At 72.0% G+C, this 25,466-nt stretch carries 26 protein-coding genes and 1 pseudogene; 11 read left to right on the top strand and 16 right to left on the bottom strand.

The features are described 5' to 3' along the window. The first annotated feature begins 68 nt into the window (after positions 1–68). Both Dvina_RS16455 and Dvina_RS16450 read left to right on the top strand, forming a co-directional pair. On the top strand, positions 69–407 hold the full coding sequence (locus Dvina_RS16455) for a PadR family transcriptional regulator (protein ID WP_223103346.1): 339 nt from the start codon (positions 69–71) through the stop codon (positions 405–407). Beyond that, on the top strand, positions 404–1,471 hold the full coding sequence (locus tag Dvina_RS16450; RefSeq protein WP_223103345.1) for a hypothetical protein: 1,068 nt from the start codon (positions 404–406) through the stop codon (positions 1,469–1,471). Before Dvina_RS16455 ends, Dvina_RS16450 begins: the two co-directional genes overlap by 4 nt. 81 nt (positions 1,472–1,552) lie before the next feature. Here the strand turns inward: Dvina_RS16450 and Dvina_RS16445 are convergent, their stop codons facing one another. Together Dvina_RS16445 and Dvina_RS16440 are read right to left on the bottom strand one after the other, a co-directional pair. Further along, positions 1,553–2,791 (bottom strand): serine hydrolase domain-containing protein, encoded by a 1,239-nt coding sequence (locus tag Dvina_RS16445; protein WP_246656258.1) that lies wholly within the window; start codon positions 2,789–2,791, stop codon positions 1,553–1,555. Between the two features lie 55 nt (positions 2,792–2,846). After that, positions 2,847–3,410: a dihydrofolate reductase family protein gene (locus tag Dvina_RS16440; protein ID WP_223103344.1), complete on the bottom strand. Its 564-nt coding sequence runs from the start codon at positions 3,408–3,410 to the stop codon at positions 2,847–2,849. Between the two features lie 156 nt (positions 3,411–3,566). Here Dvina_RS16440 and Dvina_RS16435 point away from each other — a divergent pair, with 156 nt between their 5' ends. Continuing rightward, entirely contained in the window at positions 3,567–4,031 is a 465-nt protein-coding gene (locus tag Dvina_RS16435; protein ID WP_223105559.1) for an HAD domain-containing protein, read from the top strand. A 2-nt stretch (positions 4,032–4,033) separates the two neighbouring features. Here the strand turns inward: Dvina_RS16435 and Dvina_RS16430 are convergent, their stop codons facing one another. Both Dvina_RS16430 and Dvina_RS16425 read right to left on the bottom strand, forming a co-directional pair. After that, positions 4,034–4,666: an SRPBCC family protein gene (locus Dvina_RS16430; RefSeq protein WP_223103343.1), complete on the bottom strand. Its 633-nt coding sequence runs from the start codon at positions 4,664–4,666 to the stop codon at positions 4,034–4,036. After that, positions 4,663–5,004 (bottom strand): ArsR/SmtB family transcription factor, encoded by a 342-nt coding sequence (locus Dvina_RS16425; RefSeq protein WP_223103342.1) that lies wholly within the window; start codon positions 5,002–5,004, stop codon positions 4,663–4,665. Before Dvina_RS16425 ends, Dvina_RS16430 begins: the two co-directional genes overlap by 4 nt. 211 nt (positions 5,005–5,215) lie before the next feature. On the opposite strand from Dvina_RS16425, the pseudogene Dvina_RS55705 reads away from it, so the two are divergent. Together Dvina_RS55705 and Dvina_RS16415 are read left to right on the top strand one after the other, a co-directional pair. Then, positions 5,216–5,296 (top strand): annotated as a pseudogene (locus Dvina_RS55705) (ribosomal protein L7/L12); the annotation flags it as partial. 69 nt (positions 5,297–5,365) lie between these two features. Beyond that, positions 5,366–6,121 carry a hypothetical protein gene (locus Dvina_RS16415; RefSeq protein ID WP_223103340.1) on the top strand — a complete coding sequence of 252 codons (756 nt, stop codon included), beginning with the start codon at positions 5,366–5,368 and terminating at the stop codon, positions 6,119–6,121. 17 nt (positions 6,122–6,138) lie between these two features. On the opposite strand, the gene Dvina_RS16410 is transcribed toward Dvina_RS16415, so the two are convergent. The 4 genes from Dvina_RS16410 to Dvina_RS16395 are packed head-to-tail and all read right to left on the bottom strand — an operon-like array spanning position 6,139 to position 9,562. Beyond that, complete coding sequence (locus Dvina_RS16410; protein WP_223103339.1) at positions 6,139–6,744, bottom strand: hypothetical protein; 606 nt, start codon at positions 6,742–6,744, stop codon at positions 6,139–6,141. Continuing rightward, positions 6,741–7,280 (bottom strand): GNAT family N-acetyltransferase, encoded by a 540-nt coding sequence (locus Dvina_RS16405; RefSeq protein WP_223103338.1) that lies wholly within the window; start codon positions 7,278–7,280, stop codon positions 6,741–6,743. Before Dvina_RS16405 ends, Dvina_RS16410 begins: the two co-directional genes overlap by 4 nt. Beyond that, positions 7,268–7,543: a hypothetical protein gene (locus Dvina_RS16400; protein ID WP_223103337.1), complete on the bottom strand. Its 276-nt coding sequence runs from the start codon at positions 7,541–7,543 to the stop codon at positions 7,268–7,270. The genes Dvina_RS16405 and Dvina_RS16400 overlap by 13 nt, the downstream gene beginning before the upstream one ends. 9 nt (positions 7,544–7,552) lie before the next feature. Then, on the bottom strand, positions 7,553–9,562 hold the full coding sequence (locus tag Dvina_RS16395) for an MMPL family transporter (protein WP_223103336.1): 2,010 nt from the start codon (positions 9,560–9,562) through the stop codon (positions 7,553–7,555). A gap of 102 nt (positions 9,563–9,664) precedes the next feature. Here Dvina_RS16395 and Dvina_RS16390 point away from each other — a divergent pair, with 102 nt between their 5' ends. The 4 genes from Dvina_RS16390 (at position 9,665) to Dvina_RS16375 (ending at position 15,212) form a co-directional block, all read left to right on the top strand. After that, positions 9,665–11,089 (top strand): hypothetical protein, encoded by a 1,425-nt coding sequence (locus tag Dvina_RS16390; RefSeq protein WP_223103335.1) that lies wholly within the window; start codon positions 9,665–9,667, stop codon positions 11,087–11,089. Positions 11,090–11,282: 193 nt separating this feature from the next. Further along, positions 11,283–13,142 (top strand): Hsp70 family protein, encoded by a 1,860-nt coding sequence (locus tag Dvina_RS16385; RefSeq protein ID WP_223103334.1) that lies wholly within the window; start codon positions 11,283–11,285, stop codon positions 13,140–13,142. Positions 13,143–13,326: 184 nt separating this feature from the next. Further along, positions 13,327–13,563 carry a DUF3311 domain-containing protein gene (locus Dvina_RS16380; RefSeq protein WP_223103333.1) on the top strand — a complete coding sequence of 79 codons (237 nt, stop codon included), beginning with the start codon at positions 13,327–13,329 and terminating at the stop codon, positions 13,561–13,563. Between the two features lie 35 nt (positions 13,564–13,598). Beyond that, the gene (locus Dvina_RS16375) at positions 13,599–15,212 is read left to right on the top strand and encodes a sodium:solute symporter family protein (RefSeq protein WP_223105558.1); all 1,614 of its coding nucleotides are present in this window, start codon (positions 13,599–13,601) and stop codon (positions 15,210–15,212) included. On the opposite strand, the gene Dvina_RS16370 is transcribed toward Dvina_RS16375, so the two are convergent. The 7 genes from Dvina_RS16370 to Dvina_RS16340 all read right to left on the bottom strand — a co-directional run bounded on the left by Dvina_RS16370 (position 15,191) and on the right by Dvina_RS16340 (position 23,602). Next, positions 15,191–17,101, bottom strand: coding sequence for a family 43 glycosylhydrolase (locus tag Dvina_RS16370; RefSeq protein ID WP_246656257.1), 1,911 nt, complete (start codon positions 17,099–17,101; stop codon positions 15,191–15,193). The genes Dvina_RS16375 and Dvina_RS16370 overlap by 22 nt on opposite strands. A 109-nt stretch (positions 17,102–17,210) precedes the next feature. Further along, a complete protein-coding gene (pip, locus tag Dvina_RS16365) occupies positions 17,211–18,191 on the bottom strand; it encodes a prolyl aminopeptidase (RefSeq protein WP_223103332.1) in 981 nt (326 codons plus the stop codon). 625 nt (positions 18,192–18,816) lie between these two features. Next, on the bottom strand, positions 18,817–19,401 hold the full coding sequence (locus Dvina_RS16360; protein ID WP_223103331.1) for a hypothetical protein: 585 nt from the start codon (positions 19,399–19,401) through the stop codon (positions 18,817–18,819). An 85-nt stretch (positions 19,402–19,486) separates the two neighbouring features. Further along, positions 19,487–20,071: a hypothetical protein gene (locus tag Dvina_RS16355; protein WP_223103330.1), complete on the bottom strand. Its 585-nt coding sequence runs from the start codon at positions 20,069–20,071 to the stop codon at positions 19,487–19,489. 18 nt (positions 20,072–20,089) lie between these two features. After that, positions 20,090–21,322: a VWA domain-containing protein gene (locus Dvina_RS16350; RefSeq protein ID WP_223103329.1), complete on the bottom strand. Its 1,233-nt coding sequence runs from the start codon at positions 21,320–21,322 to the stop codon at positions 20,090–20,092. Between the two features lie 571 nt (positions 21,323–21,893). Continuing rightward, positions 21,894–22,283 (bottom strand): hypothetical protein, encoded by a 390-nt coding sequence (locus Dvina_RS16345; RefSeq protein ID WP_223103328.1) that lies wholly within the window; start codon positions 22,281–22,283, stop codon positions 21,894–21,896. After that, on the bottom strand, positions 22,280–23,602 hold the full coding sequence (locus Dvina_RS16340) for an MFS transporter (protein ID WP_223103327.1): 1,323 nt from the start codon (positions 23,600–23,602) through the stop codon (positions 22,280–22,282). The genes Dvina_RS16345 and Dvina_RS16340 overlap by 4 nt, the downstream gene beginning before the upstream one ends. A 162-nt stretch (positions 23,603–23,764) precedes the next feature. On the opposite strand from Dvina_RS16340, the gene Dvina_RS16335 reads away from it, so the two are divergent. Both Dvina_RS16335 and Dvina_RS16330 read left to right on the top strand, forming a co-directional pair. Further along, positions 23,765–24,406 carry a TetR/AcrR family transcriptional regulator gene (locus Dvina_RS16335; RefSeq protein ID WP_223103326.1) on the top strand — a complete coding sequence of 214 codons (642 nt, stop codon included), beginning with the start codon at positions 23,765–23,767 and terminating at the stop codon, positions 24,404–24,406. Next, positions 24,403–24,816: a DUF6069 family protein gene (locus tag Dvina_RS16330; RefSeq protein WP_223103325.1), complete on the top strand. Its 414-nt coding sequence runs from the start codon at positions 24,403–24,405 to the stop codon at positions 24,814–24,816. Before Dvina_RS16335 ends, Dvina_RS16330 begins: the two co-directional genes overlap by 4 nt. On the opposite strand, the gene Dvina_RS16325 is transcribed toward Dvina_RS16330, so the two are convergent. Next, complete coding sequence (locus Dvina_RS16325) at positions 24,753–25,466, bottom strand: GntR family transcriptional regulator (protein WP_246656256.1); 714 nt, start codon at positions 25,464–25,466, stop codon at positions 24,753–24,755. The two genes, Dvina_RS16330 and Dvina_RS16325, sit on opposite strands and share 64 nt — an antisense overlap.

Raw genomic sequence — 25,466 nt, 5'->3', positions numbered from 1 at the left:
GGGTCCGCGCCACGGGCCCGGCACGAATCGGTCTGGGTATATGACGGATTTCGTTATATGCTTCGGTCATGCCTCTCAAAGAGTCGGCGTTCCACATCCTCTCCGCGCTCGCGGAGGAGCCCACCCACGGCTACGGCATCATGAAAGACGTCGAGCAGCAGTCCGGCGGCACCGTCCGGCTGCGCCCCGGCACGCTCTACGCGGTCCTCGCCGAGCTCGTCGACGACGGCCTCATCGAGGTCGACAGCGAAGAGGTCATCCAGTCCCGGCTGCGCCGCAACTACCGGCTCACCGCATCCGGCGCCCGCCGGCTGGCCGACGAGGCCGAGCGGCGCCGGGCCGCCGCCGTCACCGCGGGCCGCCGCCTGCGCCGCAGCGGCCTGCTCCCCGAAGGAGGTGCCGCATGACGAGCCCACTGGAGTCGCGCTACCAGCGGCTGCTGCGCATCTACCCGCCCGCGTTCCGCCGGACCCACGGCGAGGACATGCTCACCACGATGCTGGCCGACGCCGGCGACCGGCAGCGCTGGCCCCGGCCCGGCGACGCCGCCGACATCGCACTGCACGCCGTGCGCCAGCGGCTGTTCACGCGCTCCGGCCGCCCGCTCGGCGCCGCCTGGGCCGACGCCTGCGCACTGATCGGCCTCCTCGCGGCCGTCGCCCTGGTGACGATCCGGTTCGGGCTGCGGCCCGCCATCCCGGATCTGTCCGCCCGGTTCCTGCGCGGCCTGCTCTGGACGGCCGTGGTCGTCGCCGCACTCACCGGTTGGCGCCGGGTCGCCGCCGGCGCGGCCTGGGCCGCACTGCTGCTGGAGACCGTCCCGCTGGCCGGGCGATTCGGGACAGACCCGGTGCCTTCGCTGTACTCCCTGTGGCTGCCCGTCCTCGCCCTGGTCTGCGCCGTCACGCTCACCGCCGCCGGGCGCACGAGCCCGTGGAAGGTGGCCGGACGCCGGCGCCTCACCACGATCCTGGCCGCCTTCGCGGTCATCGGCACGCTCCTGGCGGTGAGCGCCGCGGGCGCGTTCACGTCGGACTCCACCGACACCGGCGGCTCCACCTGGGTCTTCTTCGCCTCCGACCTGCCCGGCATCAACGTGCCCATCGACGACCCGATGCTGTTCCAGGCGTCCGACGAGATCGTGCTGGACCTCATGCTGCTGGGCACGGCCATCGCGCTGCTCACCCTGCTCATCGCCGTCGCCCGGCTGCCCGGCCCGATCCGCCGCCGGCTCCTCGTCGCCGCCTCGCCGGTGGTCACGATGATCGTCCTGACCAACCTGGGCTTCGCCGGCTGGGCGGCCTCGACCGGCAATATGGGACACACGATCCCGCTCGTGCCCGGCCAGGTGGTCGCGCTCGTCCTGCTGCCGCTCACCGTGTTCCTGCTCGGCGCATGGTGGGTCCGCCGCCGCGACGAGACCATGCGCCTGGCCGAGCTGGGCGCCCGCCAGGAACGCAATCCCCGCTAGTCCCCGGCCCCGGCAACGCCACCGCCCGAGACCACGCGCCTCGCCAACCCGGCGAGGCGCGTGGCTGCAACACGGTCCCGGCTAGTCCGGGCGCTGGGCGCGCTCGCCGAGCACGGTGTGGAAGAGGGCCTCTCGCAGCGCCAGCTCGCGGGGGTCGTCCCAGAGGTGGAAGCCGGCGCGGTTCATGGCGTACGCGAAGCCGACGCCCGTCTCCGGGTCCGCGAACCCGAACGAGCCTCCAGCCCCCGGCGTCCCGAACGCCCGGTCCCCGGCGGCGCCGAAACGCAGCGCCGGGAACGGCTTGATGTAGCCGAGCGAGAACTGCGTCGGCACCCGCAGGACCACGTCGTCGAGGCCACCGCTCGGCGGCGCGGCCGGGCGGGTCAGCGCCTCCAGGGTCGCCGGCGTCAGGCCGAGCACGGCCCCGCCGGTCGCGGCGTCGCCGTACGCGCGGGCGATCGCGCGGACCTCGCCGGTGCCGTTGGCCGCGGGCAGCTCCAGCCGCCGCACGTCCGGCCGGTTGTAATTGTCGATCCGGCCCAGCACCTTCGGATTCGCGAACGCGCGGGCGGTGACGCTGCGCGGGTTGAGGAACCCGAGCACGAATCCGCGCGGCATCGTGCCCATGTGCAGGAGCAACTCGCCCGGGCGGTACCCGTGCAGGCGGGCGATCCGCGCCGGGTCGACGGTGTCGGGCACGCCGATGTAGAACTCGATCCCGAGCGGGCCGGCGATCTCATCGGCGAAGAACCGCCCGAGCGAGCGCCGCTGCGGGTCGACGCGGCGCAGGAGCTCGCCCTCGTACCAGCCGAGGGAGATGGCGTGATAGCCGTGCCGCGTCCCCGGCTCCCACGCGGGCCGCTGGTCCGCCAGCGCGGCGGCGACCACGTCCAGGTCGGCGAGGTCGGTGACGGTGAGCGGGCGGTCGATCGCGGCGAGCCCGGCCTGATGTGCGAGCAGCGACCGTACCGTCACCGCCGCTTTGCCGTGAGCGGCGAACTCCGGCCAGTACTGCGCGACCGGGGCGTCGTGGTCGATCCAGCCGCGCGCGTGCGCCACCGCGATCGCCAGGCCGGACACGCCCTTGGTGCTGGAGAAGACCGTGACGAGCGTGTCCTCCCGCCAGGGTTCGCGCGCCCGCCCGTCGCGGTAGCCGCCCCAGAGATCCACGACCTTGCGCCCGTCGCGGTACACCGCGCACGCCGCCCCGATCTCGCCGCGCTCGGCGAAGTTGCGCCGGAACGCGTCGGCGACCGGCCCGTAGCCCTCGTCAGCGGCACCGCTGACGAGGGCGGGCGGCACGTCCACCTTGAGCACCATGCCGGCCGACGATACGCCTACCGGCGCACTTTCGGCACTGCCGGTGCATCTATATTCAGCCGGCGAGGCGGTACCGGGTCACGACCACCTGCTCGTCGACAACCTGCGAGCCGTCCGCGACCAGGTTGAGGCGGCCCTTGGGCTCGGCGAACAGCGGCCGGCCACCGCCGAGCACGACCGGATGCACCGCGATGTGGTACTCGTCGATGAGCCCGTGCGCGGTGAGCGCGGCCGCCAGCCCGGAGCCGCCGGTGAGCAGGATGTCACCGCCCGGCTCCGCCTTGAGCGCGCCGACCTGCCCGGGCAGGTCGTCGCGGATGACGCGGCTCGTCCAGTCGTCGCCCTCGAAGGTCCGCGAGCACACGACCTTCGGCGTGGCCCGCCAGAACGGGGCGAACTTCGCGGTGTGCGGGTGGTCGCTCACCTCGTCGGCCTTCGGCCAGAACCCGGCCATCATCTGCCAGACCGGCCGCCCGTAGAGCAGCGTGTCGACGTGCACGTTCAGGCCCTCGGAGTACGCCGAGAGCCCCTGGCCCATCCGCGGCCAGTCGAACTCGCCGCCCGGCCCGTCGATGAACCCGTCGACCGAGCTGTGCACCCAGTAAATGATCTTCCGCATGACCCGTTCCTCCGGTGGTCGCCGTCTGCCCCTGCCAGTGTCACCGGTAGGTCGGAGCGCGCGCCGCCGGTTCGACACATGTGCCATACCAATTTCGTCGATGTGTCGTGCACGGGTTTGCGGCAACCGTGTGTACAGAATTGCCGCGTGCGGCCACTGCTGTTCCTCGACGTCGACGGCCCGCTGATCCCGCTGCACGGACGCGCGGCCGCGGCCGACCCGGCGGCCGCGTCAGCCGCCGAGCACCACGGCAACCCTCTGCTGGCCCGGCTCGACCCGGCCGACGGCCCGCGCCTGCTCAGCCTGGGCTGCGACCTGGTCTGGGCCACGACCTGGGCCGATGACGCCAACGCGGTGCTCGGCCCGCTGCTGCACCTGCCCCCGCTGCCGACCGTGGCGTGGACCGGCGCGGGCGACGCGGGCCCCGAGCACTGGAAGACCCGGAACCTGGTGGCGTGGGCGGCCGGGCGGCCGTTCGTCTGGGTCGACGACGAGATCGGGCCGGCCGACCGGTCCTGGGTCGCCCGCCATCACAGCGCCCCGGCCCTGCTGCACCGCGTGATGGGCCGCACGGGCCTCACCGAGGCCGACTTCGACGCGATCCGCGACTGGGCGGGCTGAGCTCAGGAGAAGTGGGCGGTGGCGAACGCGACAGCGGCCGCCAGGTCGTCGTCGCCGGTGCCCCAGGCCGCCTGCACGACCGCGCCCCACGCCGCGCAGCTGCGGGCCGCGAACGCCTTCGCCTCGGCGGTGTCCGGCCACGTCGCCGGGTCGTACTCGGCCCCGCTGAGATGCAGGAGCAGCCCGGCCAGGGCCAGGTCCCAGCCGCCGCCGATGCCGATGGTGCCGCCCGGACCGTACTGGCGGACCATCTCGTCCACGATCTCGGCCGGCGACGCGTGCTCGAGCTGCAGCAGCGTGCCATCGCCGGACTGAGTCAAGCGCAGCTCGACCTCGGTGGCCATGCCCTCCCCCATCGACCACGTCACCCGCAGCAGCGACGGGGCCACACAGATCTGGATGGTGCCGCCGGCGTTGCCTTCGAGCTGGTAGTGCCCGCCCGGGCGCAGGTCACCGGACACGGGTGCGAGCCAGCGGGCCAGGCGCTCCGGTGTGGTGCAGGCCGACCACACGTCCTCGACGGCCGCGTCGTACGTGCGGCGCAGCAGCAGCGAGCGACCGGCCCCACCGCCGGAGAGCCCGGCGGTGCCGAGCTCGCGGTGGGTGGCGTTGATCTGGTTGACGAGGTCGATCACGGGTCCTCCTGCTGTTGTCGCATCCGCCTGCCCCGCGCCAGTTCGGTGGCGAGGGCGTCGAGACGCTGGGTCCAGAAGCCGCGGAACCGCTCCAGCCAGGCGTCGACCTCCTGCAGCGGCGCGGCGTCGACGGCGTACAGCCGGCGGGTGCCGTCCGCGCGGACGGTCGCGAAGCCCGCCTCCCGCAGCACCTTGAGATGCTGGGAGACGGCCGGCTGGGAGATGCCGAACTCGGCCCGGACAGCCTCGCTTATCGCGCCGGCGGGCTGCTCACCATCGGCGAGCAGCTCGAGGATCCGGCGGCGGACGGGGTCGCCGAGCACGTCGAACGCGTGCACCGCGCCAGCATGGCAGTGGCTGCTTATATAAGTCAAGGCTTAAATAGCTTCGGTGCGGTACAACTGCGGCATGCCCTTTGGTTCTCGCTCCCCCGACCCGTCCGCCCGGCTGGCCGCCCTCGAGCGCAAGGTGGACCTCATCATGCGGCACCTCGGGATCACCGAGCCCGAGCCCGAGGTCCATCCGCTGGTCCTGCAGGAGCTGCAGGCCGGTCGGAAGATCCAGGCCATCAAGGTGTACCGCGAGCTGACCGGCACGGGCCTGCGGGAGGCGAAGGACGAGGTCGAGGCGATCGAGCGGCGCTACGGGCTGGCATAACCGGTTCGCCGGTCGTGCGGCCGCAGCCGAACAGGGGGATTTATGAGCATGCTCGGATTCGGGCCGTGGGCCGCCGCGAAGTGCCCGGTGGTGCCGAAGGAGCAGGACTGGATCGAGCGGTCGCTGGACTTCCTGGTCGCGCAGTTCGGGCGCCGGATCCTGCTCGGCGAGGTCCTCACGCCCACCGACAGGCACTTCCCGGGCGCCTATGCCGGCAGTACCCACGACATCGAAATGCTCGTCGACCGGCTCTGCACGCACATGGAGGTCGACCGGTCCTCGATCGAGCTCGAGCACGAGTCGGACGGCACCGACCCGCGGCTGGCCGGGGCGGTGCCGCTGCACACGGCCTGGTCCGGCGCGGCCGGGCACTACCGGGTGCACAACGGCCGGGCGGTCATCGCGATCCGCTCCGAGCTGGCCGAGCGGCCGATGGCGCTCATCGCGACAGTGGCGCACGAGCTGGGGCACGCCCGGCTGCTCGGTGAGGGCCGGGCCGATCCGGACGCCCCCGACCACGAGCCGCTCACGGACCTGCTGACGGTCGTCTTCGGCCTGGGCATCTTCAGCGCGAACGCGTCGTTCGACAGGCACCGGCAGGTCCGCGGAGAGTTCACGTACACCAGCACCAGTCGGCTGGGCTACCTGACCGAGCCGATGTACGGCTACGCCCTGGCCCGCTACGCCTGGCTGCGCAACGAGCCGTCGCCGGACTGGGCCCGCCACCTCGACACCAACCCGCGGGCGGCGCTCAAGCAGGGGCTGCGCTATCTACGTCCGGCCGGGCCGCGGCGATGAGCGGCGACACCTGCCGCTCAGGCCGGCAGGGTGCCGTCCTCGTCCGGCCGCGCCCCGGCGACGAGCGCGAGGGCGGCGAACAGCAGCATCGCCGGGATCGCGCAGATCAGCGCGGGTGACGACGGCGGCCGTGTCGCGTGCGCCGGCTCCACCGCGACGGCGACCGCCGTGATCTCGCCGGGGTGCAGGAACCGCATGCGGGCGGCGAGCTGATCGCGCTCCTGCGGCGACGCCACGGCCTGCAGCGACGCCGTGGGCTCGGGCCGGGCCGCGGCGAGCAACACCGGCCCGGCCAGCAGCACGACGACCGCAGCCGCGGCGACCCCGGCCCACCGGCGGGTCCGGAGCAGGTCGCCGAGCGCGATGACGAGCAGCAGCCCCTCGAGCACCGGGCGGGCGCCGAACGCGTTCGGGAACCCGGTGCCGCCGGTGCGCAGGTCGATCTCAAGCGCCAGCCCCATGAGGGCGGCGAGCCCGATCCGCGGCCCGCAGTCCCAGGCGTAAACCAGGAACGCGGCCATCGTCAGCGTCCCGGTCCACGGCAGCACGTGCCCCCCGAGCAGCCCGGCGACGTGTGTCGCGGCCAGCCCGACGACCAGGACCCGCAGGCCGCGCGCGCTCACCCGACGGGCACCCAGAACCGCAGCTTGCCGTTGCGCTCGTCCTCCAACACGCCGCCGGCCGCCTCGATCACCCGGCGGGACACGGTGTTGGTGGTGTCGCAGGTGAGCAGGGCCGGCTCGATGCCGAGCTCCTTGGCGACGATCAGCGCACCCCGCAGCATCGCGGTGGCGTGACCGCGGCGGCGGGCGGTCGGGCGGACGTCGTAGCCGATGTGGCCGCCCTCGTCGAGCAGGTGCTGGTTGAGCCGGTGGCGGATGGCGACGCGGCCGAGGTACTCGTCCCCGTCGATCAGCCACAGCGTCGTCGAGGGCACGAAGTGCTCCGGGCGCGGCGTCTCCTCCAGCGCCTGGGCCCGGGTGTCGGCGACGTACCGCGCGAACGTGTCCGGGTCGGCCCACGTGTCGCCATAGGTGCGCAGGTCGTGCCCGATCATCGAGTTGTCGTCGGGGACGCCGCGGCCCTCCGCCCGGAACTCGGCCATCGCGGCCAGGAACGACTCGTGCACCCGTTCGACGGGCGGGCTCAGCTCGGGCATCGGCGGTGCACTCCAACGGGTCCGGGGTTGAGGACATGGTAAGCGTCGCCGCTGAGGACGGTGATGCCCTGGAACGCGGCGACGCCGCAGTTTATGGGCGCCGGCGCGGTCCGGCCCAGCGAATATGCGCGCGGCGGGGCGGCCGGGACGCCGGCCACCAGGGCCAGGGCGGCGACGACCGCCAGCCGGGCGGCGGGCCGGCGCCACGCGGACGCCGGCCCATCGGCCGGGACGGGCCCGGCGTAGCGGTCGAGATCGATCACCGCTCCATGCTACCCGCCGGCGGTGACCAGCTTCCGGTCCACAGTGGAGGGACGCTCGGGCGGCTTCGACGGCCACCAGTTGGCCCGCCCGAGCAGGGTCATCGTCGCCGGCACCAGCAGCATCCGCACGACCGTCGCGTCGAGGACGATCGCGACGACCAGGCCCAGGCCGATCTCCTTGATCGGCGCGAACCCGCCGGCCAGGAAGCCGGCGAACACGACCACGAGCAGCAGCGCCGCCGAGGTGACGATCCGCCCGGTCTGCTGCAGGCCGGTGGCGACGGCGGCGCGGGCGTCGCCGGTCTCGAGGTACCGCTCCCGGATCCGGGCCAGCAGGAACACCTCGTAGTCGACGGACAGGCCGAACGCGATGGCGGCCACCAGGACCGGGACGGTCAGGTCGAGCGCGCCGAGCCGTTCGGTGCCGAACCAGCTCGCGAGGTGCCCGTCCTGGAACACCCACACGATCGCGCCGAACGCCGCGGCGATGCTCAGCAGGCTGGTCAAGACCGCCTTGATCGGCAGCAGGACCGAGCGGGTGAACACGGCCAGCAGCGCGAACGTGGCCACCAGGACCACCAGCGCGGCCCACGGCCCGTATTCGGCGAGCATCGCCCGGTAGTCGACGAGCCGGGCAGCGTCGCCGGTGACGAGCACCTCGAACGGGGCCGGCACATCGCGCACCGCCTGCAGCGTCGCGCGGCCCTCGGCCGTCCACGGCTCGTGCACCGGCGTGGCGCGCACGACGCTGACACCGTCCGCGACCCGGACCACGTCCACTGTGGACACGCCCGGCACGCGCCGCACGTCGGCGGCGAACTGCGCGGTCCGCGGGTCGTCCGCGCCCGAGCGCACGACGGCGGCGATCACGTCGGGCCCGACGAGCTCCGGGAAGTGTGCACTGAGCGCGTCGAACTGTTTGCGCGTCTCTGTCGACGTGGGCAGTGCGCGCGCATCGCTGTTGGCCAGACGCACATGCAGCGACGGTACGGCGAGCACGAGCACGGCCGCCGCGGTCAGCACTGTCACCATGAGCGGCCGCCGCTGCACGAAGCGCGCGAGCCGGGCGAACACGCCGGTGCCCGAGTCGGGCCTGGCGGGTTTGATCCGGCGCCCGGCCAGCCGCAGCACCGCCGGCATCAGCGTGAGCACCGCGAGCATGTCGACGACGACCACGCCGGCCCCGGCCAGGCCCATCGAGCGCAGGAACGCGTCCGGGAACACGGTCAGGCCGAGCAGGCTGGCCGCGACGGTCAGGCCGGTGACGGCGATCGTGCGCCCGGCCTTACGGACCGCCCGCCGCAGCGCCTCCTCGCGGTCCTCGGTGTGCGCGAGCTCGGTGCGGTACCGGCTGAGCAGCAGCAGGCCGTAGTCGACGGCCAGGCCCAGGCTCAGCATGGTGGCGACCTGGATCGCGTAGACGCTGATGTCGGTGACGAAGCTGGCCAGGTACAGGATCCCGAAGGTCGCCGCGGTGCCGGCAATGGCCACGATCAGCGGCATCAACCCCGCGACGAGGCCGCCGAACACGATGACCAGCAGGATCAGCACCACCGGCAACGTGATCATCTCGGCGCGCTGCACGTCGCGCTGCGCCTGCATGCTGAACTCGTTGTCGGTGAGCGGTCCGCCGGCCACGGTGACCTTCCCGGGCGCCGCCGCCCGCAGGTGCTCGGCCACCTGCGCGGCCTGCGCGGCGGTGGCGCCGGCGGTGAGCGTGATGTCGGTGAGTGCGGCCTGCCCGTCCGCGCTCGGCAGCGGCGGCGCGACAGCGGCGACGCCGGCCGCGCTCCGGGCCTGCTCGAGCGCGCCCGTCACGTCGGCGCCGCCGGTGACGACGACGGTGAGGTGGCGCTCCGGTGGGCCGCCGGCCGCTTCGCGCAGGTCGAGCGCGCGTTCGCTCTCGCTGCCGGGCACGGTGGCGACCTGGGCGGTGAGCTTGGCGAACACGCCGCCGCCGAGGCCGAACCCCAGCGCGACGACGGCCAGCCACAGCAGGATGACGAGTTTCTTGGACATACGTGGATGCTCGCCGTGCGACGCTCTGGTCCACATCGCCGACAAGAGCGGGCCGCGACGCCGGGTCTCACTCCTGAGAGTGAGGATGGTATAGATCACCGTATGTTGACCCGGACGGAACGCGCCCTCCGCCACGCCTTCCGCACCGGGACACCGCTCGACGCCGGCGGCGCCCCGGTCCGGGCCGCCGTGGTCGCCGAGCTGCTGCTGGCCGGCCCGCCCGCGCGCCCCGGCCGCACCGCCCGCGTCGACCTGACCGGCGCCCGGATCACCGGCCGCCTCGACCTGACCGGCGCGCGCTTCGACGCCCCGCTGCGGCTGCGGCGGTGCACGTTCGACGAGCCACTTGTGCTCGACCACGCCGAAATCGGCTCGGTCAACCTCGACGAGTGCGAGCTGCCGTCCATCGACGCCGAGTCGCTGCGCGTGCGCCGCTGGTTCGGGCTGCGCCACGCCCGGGTCGCCGCCGGGGCGTGGCTGCACCACATCGTCGTCGGCGGCGGGCTGGACCTGTCGGGCACCACGTTCGGCGCCGAGGTCGACGTGCAGCGGGCAGTGGTCGACGGCGACGCGAAGCTCGGCCACGGCACGGTCTACCCGGCCGGGGTCCGCATCGACGGCGCCCGCATCGCCGGCGACCTCAACCTCGCGAACGCCACGGCGCACGCGGCGGCGGCCGACGCCACGGCGATCCGGGCGAACGGCGCCGTCGTCGGTGGCGGGATCTGGCTGCACGGCACTGTGGCCGAGGGCCTGGTGATGCTCATCGGCGTGCGCGCCGAGGGCGCCATCACCCTGCAGGGCACGGTACTGCGGGCCGCCGAGGGCTCCGCCCTGCTGCTGATCGAGGCCCGCACCGCCATGCTCACCCTGCGCCCGGCCCCGGACTCGGCCGGCGCGATCGTCCTGCGCGACGCGCACGTCGGCCGGCTGGTCGACGACCCGGCCACCTGGCCGCCCGCGTGCACCGTCGAGCTCGCCGGGCTCACCTACGACCGGATCAGCCGCCGCTCCGACGACACCAAGGCGTGGACCGCCCGCGAGCGTCTGGCCTGGATGGCCCGCTTCGACGCCGCCTTCACCCCCGGCCCCTACGACCAGCTGGCCGCCGCCCTGCGCCGCGACGGCCGCGAGGGCGAGGCCCGCCAGGTCCTACGCGTCCGCGAACGCCGGCGCCACCGCGCGATGGGCCGCCTCGGCGCCTCCTGGGGCGCGGTGCAGGACGCGACGATCGGCTTCGGCTACCGCCCGGCCCGCGCGCTGCTGTGGCTGATCGCGGTCCTGGCCGGGGGCAGCACGTGGTTCGCGCTCCACGGCCCCCTGGCCCCGGTCAAGCCGGGCGAGTCGCCGACCTGGGACCCGCTGCTGTACACCCTGGACCTGCTCGTGCCGCTCGTCGACCTGGGCCACGAGCACGCCTGGAACCCGGTCGGCGCCGACAAGGCGGTCGCCGTCCTGGTCATGGCGGCCGGCTGGGTCCTGGCCACCACGGTCGTCACCGGCGCCGGCCGCGCCCTGGGCCGCTGACCTCAGCCCGGCAGCGACGAGCCCTTCCATCATCTCGATCCCGCACCGCCGAGCCTGGTGATCCGCGCCCGGTCGCAGAGCAGCACGCAATATCCCCCATTTCACGAATACTCGGTATTGAGGCATCCCGAATAAGCGCCATTGTTCATCGTTCTGTGCGCCTCCAGGAAGCGTCTTCGCTAACCTCTGCGCCGTGTATGAGTGCGGCACGCTCCTCAGCATCGATTTCGGCACATCGAACACGGCGGCCTCGATGTACATCCCCGGCGCTGGACAGTCTGATGTGGTCTTTGACAACGGCGCTACGACGATGCCGTCCGCCGTCTGCTTCGAGAACGGTCACCTGATCTGCGGCGAGCGAGCGGTCTTCGCCGGCCTGAGCGAACCGGGAGCATTCGAGCCGCATCCAAAGCGCTGGATAGACAGCGACGTAATTCACCTGGCCGGCCAGGATTTTCCTGTCGTCGAAGTCATCGCCACGGTGCTGAGGACGGTCGTGCTCAAGGCACAAGATCACAGCACACTGCCGCTCGATGCCGCCGTCCTCACTTATCCCACCACCTGGGGCACGCCTCGGCAGGCAGTCCTGCGCGCCGCGGCCGAGAGGGCTGGCCTGAGCAACGTCGATCTCATTCCCGAGGCCACGGCCGCCGCACACCAGATTCTGGCGGAATATCCGCTGGCCGTGCCCAATGGCGCTGATTACCTGATCTTCGACATGGGTGCCGGCACGCTCGACATCGCGATGCTGCGCCGCAGCGAGGCCGGCTTCGACGTGCTCGCGACCGGCGGCGACGACAGTCTCGGTGGCAGCGATATCGATGAAGCACTGAGCAAAGCGGTCGAGCCGGTATTGCCTGAGACCGCCGTGCGGCAGTTCAACAACCCAAAGACGTCGGCCGAGCACAGGAATCGCCGAGCATGGTGGGAGACGCTTCGCAGAGTCAAGGAGTCGCTCAGCCAAACGACTTCCGCCGATCCAGTGGAGCCCTTCACCGGCTCCAAGGTGCGAGTCACACGACATGAACTGGAATCGGCCGCGCGTCGCACGATCGACGCCGCTGTGCGGGTCGCCGAGCAAACCGCTCACGGAGTGGGGCGCACACCGACGGCCATCTTCCTGGTCGGCGGCGCAGCGGGAATGCCGCTGCTGCACAGACGCCTGCACAGCGCATTCGGCACGACTTCGGCGCCGGTAGCGTCACGGCACGTGCATCTCGCGGTCGCGCGAGGCGCCCTGAGGGCGTCGATGGCCGAGGGAGCGACGGTTCCCCTGCCGGCCACCGCGCCGACGACCAGCAAGACACTCACGGCCGTCGCCGGCATGCCGCGGGGCCTGTCGCCGATACAACAGCCGACAGTGGCGCGGACCACGGCGGTGACATCCGAGCCGTCCGCCCAATCGGACGGCTGGCCCGAGGTGCTCGACGCGCGTTTCGTCGCCGCACCCGCCGACAGGCTTCCGCAAAGATCGCGGTGGCGGTCCAACCGGCCAGCCCTCGCACTCATCTTCGCCCTGGTCCTCGCCACCGTCGCCGGCGTGCTGTGGTACATCCGGCGAGCCGGAGAGCACAATCTCGACAGCTGCTCGGTGGCCTCAGAGACCATGGCGACCAAGCCGATCGACACAACCATCGTCGGGCCGGCTGACAAGGCCATCTTATGCCACCGAACGAGCATTCAGGTTTTCTTCTCGGAAGCCGACCGGCAGCCGAGTGACAGCGTGAACGTGCTCTCGGTCTGCACCGGTCCGAACTGCTACCCCTCGGTGCAGTTGCAGTACAACGGCGTCGAGGTATTGACCGTCCCCATCACGCTCGGCGAGGACACCGTCAAGGATGGGTCATACCGGGAACATCAGGTGCGCATCGACCGCATGCCGATCGACAAGGCCGGCCGCCTGTTCGGCGACAAGGCCGGCGGCATGAAGAGCGTCGATCCGGCCCGGCTCGGACCGGCACCACTGAGCGCTCGTACCTACTGCCGGTGGGACGTGCGCACCTCGCCCGTCTGCGGCGGTCGCACCTGGCCTTCCGATCGCCCCAGCTCATAGACCACAGCAAAGACCCAGTCCCGAGCCGGTGCCCGTGCCGGCCGCTCTGGGCTCGTGCGCGCGCCGTGGTCGCCGACGGACATTTCCACGGCGTTGCATTTGGGTGAACAGCGAACTGTTCAAATAAGTTACCAGCCAGTACCATCGCGCCAACCCCCCGGATTCATCCGTGCAAGGAGGCTCGATGGCACCGCCCGCCCGCCGGCGCTCCGGTTACTGGTTATTGGCCATACCGACGATCGCGCCGCTGCTCACGCCCTTGTACGACCGGGCCACGCCGATGGTCTGGGGCATCCCGTTCTTCTACACCTACCAAATGGCCTGCGTGCTGCTGGCCATGGTGATCCTCGTCAGTGTCCATGCGCGCAACCGCCGCCGCGACTGGGAACTGCGCAACAGGCAAAGCGAGTGGCCCCGGTGACCGGCGGCGTCGAGTCCCTCACCTTCATCGGGCTGATGGGGGCCATGCTGCTGCTCGGCGTCGGGGCGTCGCGGTGGCGGCGGCCGCGCGACATCCACTCGCTCGAGGAGTGGGGCGTCGGCGGCCGCGCGTTCGGCAACTGGACGACGTGGTTTCTGCTCGGCGGGAGCATGTACAGCGCGTACACCTTCGTCGCCGTCCCCGCCCTCACCTACGGCGTCGGCGCGATGGGCTTCTTCGCCATCCCGTTCGCGACGATCACCACGCCGCTGTCGTTCATCTTCACCACCCGGGCCTGGTCGGTGGCGCACCGGCACGGGTTCGTGACGCCCGGCGAGTTCACCGCGGCCCGGTTCGGGTCGCGCGGGCTCGGCGCGGCCGTGGCGCTGACCGGCATCGCCGCCACCATGCCGTACATCGCCGTGCAGCTCGCGTCGCTGCAGGCGGTGCTGCAGACCGTCGGACTGTCGGGCGAGTGGCCGCTGCTGATCGGCGTCACCGTCATCGCATTGTGCACGTTCCGCTCGGGGCTGCGCGCGCCCGCGCTGCTGTCCATCGCCAAGGACGTGCTGCTCGGCTGGGTCGTCGTCGCCGCGCTGCTCATCGTGGCCATGAACGGCGGCTGGGGCGACGCGTTCCGCAAGGCCGGTGCGCACTTCGCCGCGACGCCGTCGCCGTCCGACGGGCTGCTGCTCGGCGGCTCCGCCGGCCAGACGGCGTATCTCAGTCTCGTCATCGGCTCCGCGCTGTCGATTTTCGTGTACCCCCACGCGTTGACGACAATGCTCGCGGCCAAGGATCGCTCGACGGTCCAGCGCAACGCCGCCGCGCTGCCGATCTACTGCCTCGTGCTCGGGCTGATGGCCATGCTCGGCTTCTTCGCCCTCTCCCAGGCCGTCACCCCGCAGGGCCGCGACCTCAACACCGTCATGCCGCAGCTGTTCCACAACCTGTTCCCGGCCTGGTCCTCCGGGATCGCGCTGGCCGCGTTCGGCATCGCCGCGCTCATCCCGGCCGCCGTCATGTCCATCGCCGCCGCGAACGCGTTCACCCGCTCGATCTACCGGGCCTACCTGCGCCCCGCCGCCACCCCGGCCGAGGAGGCCCGGGTGAGCCGCTGGACGTCGCTGGTCGTCAAGATCGGCGCGGTCTTCTGCATCCTGCTGCTCGACCCCGCGTTCTCGGTCGACCTGCAGCTCATCGGCGGCGTCATCATCCTGCAGACGATCCCGGCGGGCTTCATCGGCCTGCTCACGAACTGGTTCCACCGCCTGGCCCTCATCGCCGGCCTCGTGGTGGGCCTCGGCACCGGCGTCGTCATGCTCTACCGCATCCCCCAGATCGGCCCGGGCGGGACGATCGTCAAGGAGCACTTCGGCAGCTCGATCACGACGATAAACGGCTGGCCGCTATACGTCGGGATCGTCGCCCTCGCCGCGAACCTCACCATCGCGGTGCTGGGCACCCTGCTGCTGCGGGCGGCCCGGGTGCGCCCGGGCCGCGACCAGACCCGCCCCGACGACTACGACGCGGACGCCGACGACCCGATGGTGAAGCGCCTCGAGAACCTCCTCGACGGCCTCCCCTCCGGCCAGACCGGCATCCACGCCGCGCCGCGGTACGTCCGTCAGAACACGCGCAACTCGTAGATCCGGGCCGCGCCGCCGGTGCCCTGTTCCGGGGTGCCGGCGGTGAGCCGGACATAGCGCCCCGAGACGCCGGTGACGGTGTGGGTGGTGTTCGCCGCCGTGTTGTTCGTGACGCTCACCGGCGTCGTCCACGTCGTGCCGTCGTTGGACACCGCGATCGTGAACGCCTTCGTGTTGTACGCGGACGACTCCCCGCCCGCCTGCGCGTGCGCGACCTCGAACCGGCCGATGGCCCTCGTCGCGCCCAGGTCGACCTGCAGCCACGCCCCGGCGACCGACGAGCAGAACTTGTCGGCGTTGCCGCCCGCGACGCTGCCGTTGACGGCCTTCTCCGGCCCCTCCGACGCGGTGCACGGCGCCGACCCGGTCGCCGGGCGGCCCTGCGCGAGGTTGGTCCCGGGCCCGGTGGGCGCACCGACCGCCACGTTGTCGAAGGCGGCCGCGGCGTTGAACACGCGCACGCCGTCGGCGCCCGACGCGTAGCTCGCGTCGGTGACGGAGATCTTGGGCGTGTTCAGGTCGTCGACGTACACCTTGATCGAGGAGCCGATCGCGGTGACCCGCAGGTGATACGTCGTTCCAGCCGTGACCGTCAGGTTGGCCGTGCCCAGCTGGGTCCAGTTGTTCGCGGCCCGGCCCAGCACCACGCGGCCGGCCGGGCTGATCCCGGCGTAGTAGCCGTTGTAGGCGTCGGTGCCGTTGGCCGCGCCGGTGGTCCGGAACACCAGCCCCGCGTCGCCCGAGCCGGACGTGACTGTCACGTCGGCGTCGTAGCTGAAGTCGCCGAAGTTGGTGTCCAGCAGCGCCTTTCCGCCGAGCGAACCGGCCGCCTCATACCGCCCGCCGGTCGCCGTGAACGCGCCGCCGTAGGTCCTCCAGCCGTACGCGTTGCCGTCGGCGAAGTTGTCCTTCACCCGCATCGTGACCCGCGCGATCGTGCCGTCGGCGTTGAAGTTCATGCGGTCGTAGGCCAGCTGCCGGTGGTTGCCGTCGGTCTCGCTCAGCGGGCGCCGGTGATAGAAGATGTACCACGTGTCGGTGCCGGGGATGTTGACGACGGAGTTGTGTCCGGAGCCCTTCGCGACCGCGGCGTCCTGCGCCAGTACCCTGTCGAGTTTGGTGAACGGCCCGAGCGGCGAGCTCGCAATCGCGTATGACACCGAGTAGTCGGGGCCGGTCCAGCCGCCCTCCGACCACATCAGGTAGTACTTGCCGTTGCGCTTGAACATCTGCGGCCCCTCGGTGTACCCGGAGGGCGTGATCTCCTTGTAGGTGCTGCCGTCCGGGAACGTGCCGATGCTCGTCATGTCGGCGTTGAGCCGGGCGACGTTCGCGTGCCCGTGCCCGCCGTAGTAGATGTACGCCTGCCCGTCGTCGTCGATGAAGACGTCCTGGTCGATCGGCTGCGCCCCGTTGTAGTACTGCCCGATGAGCGGCCGCCCGATCGCATCGCGGTAGGGCCCGGCCGGGTTGTCGGCCACGGCGACCCCGATCCCGCCGAGCGCCGAGTTGGTCTGGATGTCGTTGGCCGCGAAGTACAGGTAGTACTTCCCGTTGCGCGCGATCGGCGCCGGCGCCCACATCGCCTGCGTCGCCCACGACACGTTCGCCTTGGTGAGCACGTTGGCGTGCTTCGTCCAGGTGACGAGGTCGGTCGAGGAGAACGCGTCGAGGTACGTCTGCTCGGCATAGCTCTTGGACGTGGTCGGGAAGACCCAGTAGGTGTTGTCGTACACGGCGATGTCCGGGTCGGCGTACCAGCCGTCGGCGAACGGGTTCCCGGCCTCGGCCGTGCTGTATTCAGGCAGGGCGGCCGCGGCGGGCAGCACGGGCGCAAGGGCGGCGAGCAACAGGCCGGCGGCGAGCCCGGCAAGCAGACGTCTTCTCATCGGTGGCGGCTCCGATGCATCGAGAGGGATCGCTCAGGTTCCGTCAAAGATGCACACAACCCAACGACCCCGTCAAGCACGGTCGCGCCGCCCGCCGCCACCACTTCTGTCAAACGTTGTCTTTTGTTGACCCCTCGCGCTCCGATGCCGTTTTCGGCAGCCGAGCAAAGCGATCAAGCGCAGCGAGGACTGCCGCCGTGGTTGCCGGCCCGCCGGTGTGCCCGGCCCCCTCGATGACGACGAGCTCGCTGCCGGGCCAGGCCCGCGCCAGCTTCCAGGCGTTGTCGAGCGGCCCGCCGAGGTCGAGGCGCCCGTGAATGAGCACGGCCGGAATACCCGCCAGCCGCGCCGCGCCCGCGACAAGATCGGTCCCGTCGAGGAAGCACCCGCGCGCGAAGTAGTGCGCGCAGATCCGCACGAACGTGACGAGCGCCCGGGGCGGCCGGTCGCTGTACGCGTCCGGCTTCCCGGTCACCTCGTGCGCGATGACCGCGTCCTCCCAGGCGACCCACTCAGCGACGGCCCGGTCCCGGGTGGCCGGGTCCCCCAGGAGCCGGTCGTAGGCGACCGGCAGGTCGGCGGCGTGCCCGGCGAACGCGGCGAACCGCTCCCACTGCGCCGGCAGGAACCGTCCGACACCGCGATACAGCCAGTCCAGCTCGGCCCGGCTCCCGGTGGTCACCCCGTTGAGCACGACGGCCGCGACCCGCTCCGGGTACCGCTCGGCGTACGCCAGGATCAGCGTGGACCCCCAACTCCCGCCGAAGAGCACCCACCGCTCGACCCCGAGATGCACGCGCAGCCGCTCCATGTCGGCCAGCAGATGTCCGGTGGTGTTGGCGCGCAGGTCGGCGTCGGGGTCCGCCGCGTTCGGGGTGCTGCGCCCGCACATGCGCTGATCGAACTGCACTGTCCGATACCGGCCGGGGTCGAAGAACCGCCGCGCTCCCGCCGCCGACCCCGACCCGGGCCCGCCGTGCACGACGAGCGCCGGCAGCCCGTCCGGATTGCCGCTGACCGCGAAGTACATCCGATGCCCGTCGCCGACGTCGAGCATGCCCTCGTCATACGCATCGATAGCTGGAAACATCCACACATCTTCAGCCCCGGCCTCGCACCGCGCGAACGGCCCCACCCGCAGCCACCGCCGCGCACGGTGGTCGACCATGTGCACGCGCACGTCGCTCGTGTCCGTGCATCGACATGTGCGGGGCGCGCACAAACGTGCATCGGCGCGAGCACGCGCGACGGACAGCCGGGTATCAGCGCACACCGAACGCGCAGAAACGCGCAGGCGGTGAGCACGGACGGGCGCGGCGGGCCCGAGCGCGCGGAGCAGCCACAAGAGGCGGGAGAGGAGCAACCAAAAGAGGCACAGCGGGGTGGGCGGAAAAGACGTGGCCGCCCGGGCTGGTGGCGGCCGGCCCGGGCGGACACTGGAGAGCGCTCTCACAGCTTTGTACTTCGATATTTGTCGATTGTCAATCGATGGGCGTCACCATTTGGCGAAGACGGCGACGATCGCCAGCAGTGCGATCAGGCTCCACACGCCCCAGATCACGTGCAGGGTCCTCGTCCAGCTGGGTGACGTGTGCGCGCACGGCTCCAGGGCCGGGCGGTGGTGGCCGACCGGGTCGACGTGCAGGCGAGTGCGGTCGGCCCGAACGAGGCGGCCACCAGCACGGCCGCACCCAGGCCGCGCAGCGATCCCTCTTTCACGCCCACCACTCCTCGAAGACCGTGCCGATGATCACCGCGAGCATCACGGCCGCCCAGATGCCCCAGACGATGTGCAGCGCCGTCGTCCAGCCGGGTGCGGTGTGGGCGCACGGCTCCAGGTTGGGGCGGTGGTGGCCGGTCGGGTCGTAGTGCAGGCGGGTGTGGTCGCCCGGGTCGAGGGTGCTCTCGTCGCAGGTGATCCAGCCGAGGTCCTGCTCGGTCTTGGTGTCGCTGACGCGGTACTCCCACTGGCAGCCGTTGTCGGTCGACGTGCAGTGCTCGGCCATCACGGTGACCGGTTTCCACTGGCCGTCGTGCACCTCGATGTCGATGACGGTGAGCCAGGTGGTGGCGATGATCAGGATCAGCGCCGGGAACATGGCCAGGCACCCGACGCCCTCCCAGTTCTCCAGCGCGATCACCGGCACGACGAACGCCAGCACCACCAGGGCCAGCCCGCCGATGAGCAGGGTGACGACCCCGCGCCACCACCCCGCGGAGCCGATGTGCCCGGCCCACACGCACAGTCCACCGGCGCCGGCCACCATCGCCGCACCGGCCAGGCCACGCAGGAACCTCATGCGCGGGCCCCCACGCCCGCGGCCACCGGGAACGCGGCGGCGACGCACCCGGCGCCCGTCCACCCTCGGGGCGCACGCCGGGCCATCAGGCGACCCGCAGGCGGCCGGTCGCCGGGAGCGCGGCGACGACGAGGACGGCCCACACCGCCCAGACCACGTGCAGGACTGTCGTGTAGCCGGGCCAGGTGTGTGCGCACGGCTCCAGGCTCGGGCGGTGCTCGCCGTGCGGGTCGGCGCGGACCCTTGTGCGGTCGCCGGGGTTGAGCGTGTCGACGTCGCACGTGATCCAGCCGAGGTCGGTCTCGGTCCTGAGGACTGTCACGCGGTAGTTCCATTCGCAGCCGCCCCCGTCCGTCGCGGCGCAGCGTTCGGCCGTCACGACGACCGGCTGCCACTCGCCCGAGCGGACCTCGATGTCGGCGGCGGTGAGCCAGGCCGTCCCGACCACGAGCGCGGCCGCCGTCAGGATGATCGTCAATGCAGAGTCTCGCATCTTGCCGAGGACGAGCACCGGCACGAGGAACGCCATGACGGCCAGGGCGGCGCCGATGGCGAGCAGCACCAGGACCACGCGCCACCACCCCGCGGAGCCGAACCACCCGGCCCACACGGACAGGCCGCCCGCGGCGGCGACGGCCGCGGAGGCGCAGAGCCCGCGCCGGAACCTCACCGCACCACCACCTGGCCGTCAGAAGTTGCTCAGGACCGAGATGAACACGTCGTTGATTGTCGACGGGTTGCGGGCGTCGTAGGCCGCGGCCCGCGAGGCCCGCGCGATGCTCGACAGCGTGGTGAGGTCGGACTTGTCGCCGAACGCGATCGCGAACACCCGCACGGAGCGCTCGAGCGTGTCGGCATTGACATCGCGCAGCAACGCTTGCAGGTCGTTGTCCCGGGGGTACTCGTTCTTGCCGTCGGTCAGCACGACTATCGCGTTGATCCGGTCGGTCTCGTAGTGCTCCAGCATGCTGCGCTGTGCGGCGCGGACGGTCGTGTACAACGCGGTGCCGCCTTCCGGATGCAGTCCCTTGATCGCTGCGGTCAGCCGCTCCCCATTGTCTCGCATCGCTGCAAACGGGACGATCTGCTCGTATGGCTGCGGCCCTCCGGCGTCCTCGGTCGAGAACTGCCACAGCGACACCTCGTCATCCGGGTGCAGCCGGGCCAGGCCCTGGATCGCCGCCTCCTTCGCCGCCTCGAGCCGGGTCCGCCCGCCGCCGGCCGGCTCGTCCATCGAGCCGGACACGTCCATGACCAGCAGGACCCGCGCCTTCTTGCGCAGCTCGTCCCATCCGGTCAGCATGTGCGACAGCACGGCCGGCGCCGGTGGGTCGATGAGCGACAGCGGTGGCTGCGCGCCCGGCAGCCCGATCGCCGCCGAGAGCGCCGGCCCGGCCCGGCCCTGGTAGTCGCGGAAGCCGAGGTCGGCGAAACGCTGCTGCTGGGCCGGCTCGCGCAGGAACGCGAGGAAGTCCGCGGCCGCCGCCTGCTGCTCCGCGGTGGCCGAGGCCAGGACGGCATACGGGTGATCCATCATCAACGTGCCGTCTTGCGGGTGTACCGCCACCAGCGGGACCGAGGGCCGCCGGCCCTTGCCGATCCGGCCGGGATCGCCGTCGGGCGCGCCCGAGTCGTAGAGTACACCAGCTGCTCCTGCATGGCGACGGCGCTCACGTAGGAGGTGGCGCGGCCCTGCGCGTCGGCCTCGGCCAGGTTGGCCAGGAACTTCACGGCGTCGTCGGCGTAGTGCACGACGCTGGCCTCGACGCCGCGGACGAAGTCGCGGGTCTGTGGGCGGCTCAGGTCGGCGTCGGTGAGGTCGCTGGACTTGCTGCTGGCCGCGTAGTACGCCGCGACCGTCGCCGCCAGGCCCGACGTCGACAGGTGCGGGTTGTCCTTGCCGAGCGTGAAGCGCCCCCACTCGGGGTGCCCGAGCGCGCCCCAGCCGCGCGGGTCGGCCGCCAGCCGCAGCACGTCGGCCCAGCCCAGCGGCTTGTCCGGCCAGCCGAGCGCCTCGGCCATCGGCCTGGGCATCCCGATCGCCAGCGGGCTCTGGGCGATCGAGGCCACCTCGGCGCCGGGCTCGCCGGCCAGCGGCGCCGGCCTGTCCAGGGTGGAGGCCCGCTCGCGGGCCAGGCCGAGCCAGAGCGACGAGGACGGCGCCCACACCTGCGGCGCCGGGCCGCCGTCGCGCTCGGGGTTCCAGCCGGTGACGAGGGACTCCATCGCCGCGCCGGACGTCTTCTTGTGCACGGCCACCCCGGCGCAGCGCCCGCCGAAGGTGCGCCCGGCGTCGTTGTACTGCCGGGCGAGCTCGGCGAGCAGGTCGCCCTTCTCGGTGGACGCGCTGAGCTCGATCTGCGCGCAGTCCGCGCGGTCGTGGTTGCCGCCGAAGCCGTCGTGCGGCGCCGATGCCGGGCGCAGCCACAGATAGGTCCCGGCGACGGCGAGCACCCCCACGACGATCGCCGCCGCGAGTGGTGCGCGCCGCCTCACCCGGGCCGGCACCACTGCCTCACTTCCGGCTTGTGCAGCGTGACGATGATCGCGAGGTTGACCAGGATGGCGACCAGGGCCTGCAGCACCACGCCCGCGCCAAGCGACGCGATGCCACCGAGTCCATTGAGGACACACACGCCGACGGCGAGGCGCCGGCCCCATTCCCGGCCGATGAAGACGAACGCGCCCGCGGCGATCTCGGCCGCGGCCAGGACCACGTTGGCGTAGAACAGGGCGGTCAGGAACCCCGGGATATCGTCCTCGTCGGCCAGCAGGCCGATGACGAACAGCCCGAGCAGCACCCCGAGCAGGCCGTAGAAGCACAGCAGGATCGATGCGGTCCACACGTCCCGCGGCCGCTTGCGCACCACTGGCGTCGTCATGCCGCCACCCTGGTGGCGGCCGGGCTCGCACCCGACTCCGGCTGCGCGGGCCGGTCGTCGCGGGCGAACGCCAGCCCCACGCCGGTCAGCAGCAGCGCGGCCAGGACGTAGATGGAGACGCTCGTCGCGGTGCCGGTGGACGCGACGAGCTTGACCGCGATGATCGGCGCGAGGGCGCCGCCCAGGATCCCCGCGATCTGGTACCCCATTGACGCCCCCGAATACCGCAGGCGCGTCGAGAACTGCTCGGCCACGAACGCCGCCTGCGGCCCGTACATGGCGGCGTGCGCGATCAGCGCGACGACCACGGCGAGCACGATCGCGCCCCGGTTGCCGGTGTCCAGCAGCGGGAAGAAGGCGAACGCCCAGATCGCGGCCCCGATGGCGCCCGCGGCGTAGACGGGCCGGCGCCCGATGCGGTCGGAGAGCGCACCGAACAGCGGGATGAGCGCGAGCTGCACCGCCGAGCCGATGAGCACTGCCGACAGCGCGTAGTCCCGGGGGAGCTTCACGGTGCCGGTGACGTACGTGAGCACGTACAGGGTGAACACGTAGAACGCGACGTCGGTGCCGACCCGGGCGGCCATGGCCACGAGCAGGCCCCGCGGGTGCTTGGTGAGCACCTCGATCAGCGGCATCCGCGCCGTCGCCGAAGCCCCCTCGACCTCGGCGAACCGCGGTGACTCCGCGACCGCGAACCTGATCCACAGGCCGACGAACACCAGTACCCCCGACAGCAGGAACGGCAGCCGCCAGCCCCACGACAGGAACGCCGAGTCCGTGAGCACCGAGTTGAGCAGCCAGAGCACGCCGGCCGCCAGGAGATTGCCGGCCGGTACCCCCACCTGGGGCCACGACGCGTTGAGACCGCGCCGCTCGGCGCCGCCGTGCTCCATCGTCATGACGACGGCGCCGCCCCACTCGCCGCCGAGCCCGAGCCCCTGCATGAACCGCAGCGCCACCAGCAGGATCGGGGCGGCGGCGCCCCAGGTGGCGTAGGTGGGCAGGAGCCCGATCGCGAACGTGGCCCCGCCCATGAGCACGAGCGTCACGACGAGCACGCCCCGGCGCCCGACGCGGTCGCCGAAGTGGCCGAACACGATCCCGCCGAGCGGCCGGGCCACGAACCCGACGGCGTAGGTGGCGAACGCGAGCAGCGTGCCGGTCATCGACTCGAAGGACGGGAAGAACAGCTTGCCGAAGACAAGGGCCGCGGCCGAGCCGTAGAGGAAGAAGTCGTACCACTCCAGGGAGGTGCCGACCAGGCCGGCCAGGATGACCCGCCGGGGTGCCAGGTGCCGTTCGGATTGCTGCGCCATCGATGAGCTCCTCACGAACCGTCAGAGCAGGCAGACCCTCAAGCTAGAGGATTGTTCAACGATTCAGCAATAGTCTTATGCGCATCGGCCGATTTCTCCGCGCGGAGTGAACACTCACTCCGGTCTTGACGGAGTGAGGACTCACTCCGTACCGTGAGGCGCATGACGGAATCCGCAACACCACAGCCGGCCACCACCCCGACCGAGACGCCCCGGCGGCGAGCGCCGGGCATGAGCACCGAACAGCGCCGCGAGATGATCCTACAGACCGCGCTGCCGCTCGTCGCGGAGTACGGCAGCAAGGTCACCACGGCCCAGATCGCCCGGGCCGCCGGCATCGGCGAGGCCACCGTGTTCCGGGTCTTCGCCGACAAGGACGAGCTGCTGCGGGCGGTCGTCAAGCGGGCCATGGACCCCACGAACGTCCTGCGGCACCTGGAGACGATCGCGCTCGAGCAGCCCCTGGCCGACCGCCTGGTCGAGGCGGCCGAGACCCTCGAGGCCCACCTCGGCCGGATGGGCGCGGTGATCGGCTCGCTGCACTCGACGGGCCACCCGATGCAGCGCTCGGCCACGCCCGACGCCCTGCGCTCGGCCTCGACCGGCCGGGAGCAGTCCCAGGCGGCCACCCTCGCCGCGGTGGCGGAGCTGTTCGAGCCCGAACGGGATCAGCTCCGGCTGGCCCCGCAGAAGGCGGCCGCCGTGTTCCTGACCTTCGCGTTCACCCGTGGCCGCTCACCGCTCACCCCCGACGTCACCGTCAACGAACTCGTCGACCTGTTCCTGCACGGCGCGCTCACATGAGCCGCCTCCTCGCCGTCCTCGGCGCGGCCGCCGCACCGGCGCTGATCTGGGTGGTCACGGTGATCGGGTTCGGCCACCACCTGATCGTCTACGCGAAGGACCCGCCGCTTGACGTCAACGTCGTGGTGGTCGTGCTGCTCGCGCTCGTCTCGGCGCTGCTGGGCTGGCTGCTGCTGGCCGTACTCGAACGCCTCACCCGCCACGCCCGCACGATCTGGGCCGCCGTGGCCCTGGCCGTGCTTGTCCTGTCGTTCGCGCTGCTGCTCGACCCGGGCACGCCACTGTCGACGAGGATCCCGCTCGGCCTCATGCACGTGGCCGTCGCGGCGGTGCTCGTGCCGGTCCTCTACGCGACGTCCGGTGCGCGCTCGAAGGCGTCCAGCAACTGGCGCTCGGCCGCGTCCAGGTAGACGGCCAGGGCCTTGTCGGCCGCCTTCGCGTCGCCGGCCGCGAGCAGCTCGTAGATCTCGCGGTTGGTGCGCAGATACGGCTCGTGGAACTGCTGCGGCGCCGACATCACCAGGAACACCAGGCGCAGCTCGGCCAGCAGCCGCCGCACCGTCTCGCTGACCCGCCGGCTCCCGGCCAGCCCGGCCACGGCCTGATGGAACCGCATGTTCGCGGTGCCGACCTCGACCCACGCGCCCCGTGCGGCCGCCTCCTCGGCGGACTCCACCGCCTCCCGGACCCGCTCGAGCGCGCCCTCCGGAGCGGAGCGAACCCCGCGCACCGCCGCGCCCTCCAGGATGCGGCGGATCGCGTACAGATCCCGCACGTCCTCGGCCGTGAGCTCACGGACGAACACACCCCGGTTGAACTCGTGCGTCAGCAATCCTTCGTGCGACAGCAGCCGGAACGCCTCCCGCAGCGTGTTGCGCGAGACCCCGAGCGCCTCGCGCAACGCCTCCTCACTCAGCCGCATCCCGGGCGGGAAGGTTCCCTCGGTGATCCGGTCCCGCAGCACATCGGCCACCCGCTCGCCGTAGCCACCCCGGTCGAGCTGTGCACGATCATCCGCCAGCCGGAGGGCCCAGTCACCCGGAGCAGCAGCACGCGTCAC

The organism is Dactylosporangium vinaceum (assembly GCF_019904175.1).
In the GTDB taxonomy this organism is placed as follows: domain Bacteria; phylum Actinomycetota; class Actinomycetes; order Mycobacteriales; family Micromonosporaceae; genus Dactylosporangium; species Dactylosporangium vinaceum.
The sequence above is the reverse complement of the archived record's forward strand: the minus strand, read 5'-3'. Positions and strand labels throughout refer to the sequence as shown.

Bases quoted from the DNA above. Each gene is read 5' to 3' on its own strand.
- Dvina_RS16455 (WP_223103346.1), top strand. From the start codon at position 69: ATGCCTCTCAAAGAGTCGGCGTTCCACATCCTCTCCGCGCTCGCGGAG.
- Dvina_RS16450 (WP_223103345.1), top strand. From the start codon at position 404: ATGACGAGCCCACTGGAGTCGCGCTACCAGCGGCTGCTGCGCATCTAC.
- Dvina_RS16445 (WP_246656258.1), bottom strand. From the start codon at position 2,791: ATGGTGCTCAAGGTGGACGTGCCGCCCGCCCTCGTCAGCGGTGCCGCT.
- Dvina_RS16440 (WP_223103344.1), bottom strand. From the start codon at position 3,410: ATGCGGAAGATCATTTACTGGGTGCACAGCTCGGTCGACGGGTTCATC.
- Dvina_RS16415 (WP_223103340.1), top strand. From the start codon at position 5,366: ATGAGCATGCTCGGATTCGGGCCGTGGGCCGCCGCGAAGTGCCCGGTG.
- Dvina_RS16405 (WP_223103338.1), bottom strand. From the start codon at position 7,280: ATGCCCGAGCTGAGCCCGCCCGTCGAACGGGTGCACGAGTCGTTCCTG.
- Dvina_RS16395 (WP_223103336.1), bottom strand. From the start codon at position 9,562: ATGTCCAAGAAACTCGTCATCCTGCTGTGGCTGGCCGTCGTCGCGCTG.
- Dvina_RS16390 (WP_223103335.1), top strand. From the start codon at position 9,665: ATGTTGACCCGGACGGAACGCGCCCTCCGCCACGCCTTCCGCACCGGG.
- Dvina_RS16380 (WP_223103333.1), top strand. From the start codon at position 13,327: ATGGCACCGCCCGCCCGCCGGCGCTCCGGTTACTGGTTATTGGCCATA.
- Dvina_RS16375 (WP_223105558.1), top strand. From the start codon at position 13,599: ATGGGGGCCATGCTGCTGCTCGGCGTCGGGGCGTCGCGGTGGCGGCGG.
- Dvina_RS16370 (WP_246656257.1), bottom strand. From the start codon at position 17,101: ATGAGAAGACGTCTGCTTGCCGGGCTCGCCGCCGGCCTGTTGCTCGCC.
- pip (WP_223103332.1), bottom strand. From the start codon at position 18,191: ATGTTTCCAGCTATCGATGCGTATGACGAGGGCATGCTCGACGTCGGC.
- Dvina_RS16360 (WP_223103331.1), bottom strand. From the start codon at position 19,401: ATGAGGTTCCTGCGTGGCCTGGCCGGTGCGGCGATGGTGGCCGGCGCC.
- Dvina_RS16345 (WP_223103328.1), bottom strand. From the start codon at position 22,283: ATGACGACGCCAGTGGTGCGCAAGCGGCCGCGGGACGTGTGGACCGCA.
- Dvina_RS16340 (WP_223103327.1), bottom strand. From the start codon at position 23,602: ATGGCGCAGCAATCCGAACGGCACCTGGCACCCCGGCGGGTCATCCTG.
- Dvina_RS16335 (WP_223103326.1), top strand. From the start codon at position 23,765: ATGACGGAATCCGCAACACCACAGCCGGCCACCACCCCGACCGAGACG.
- Dvina_RS16330 (WP_223103325.1), top strand. From the start codon at position 24,403: ATGAGCCGCCTCCTCGCCGTCCTCGGCGCGGCCGCCGCACCGGCGCTG.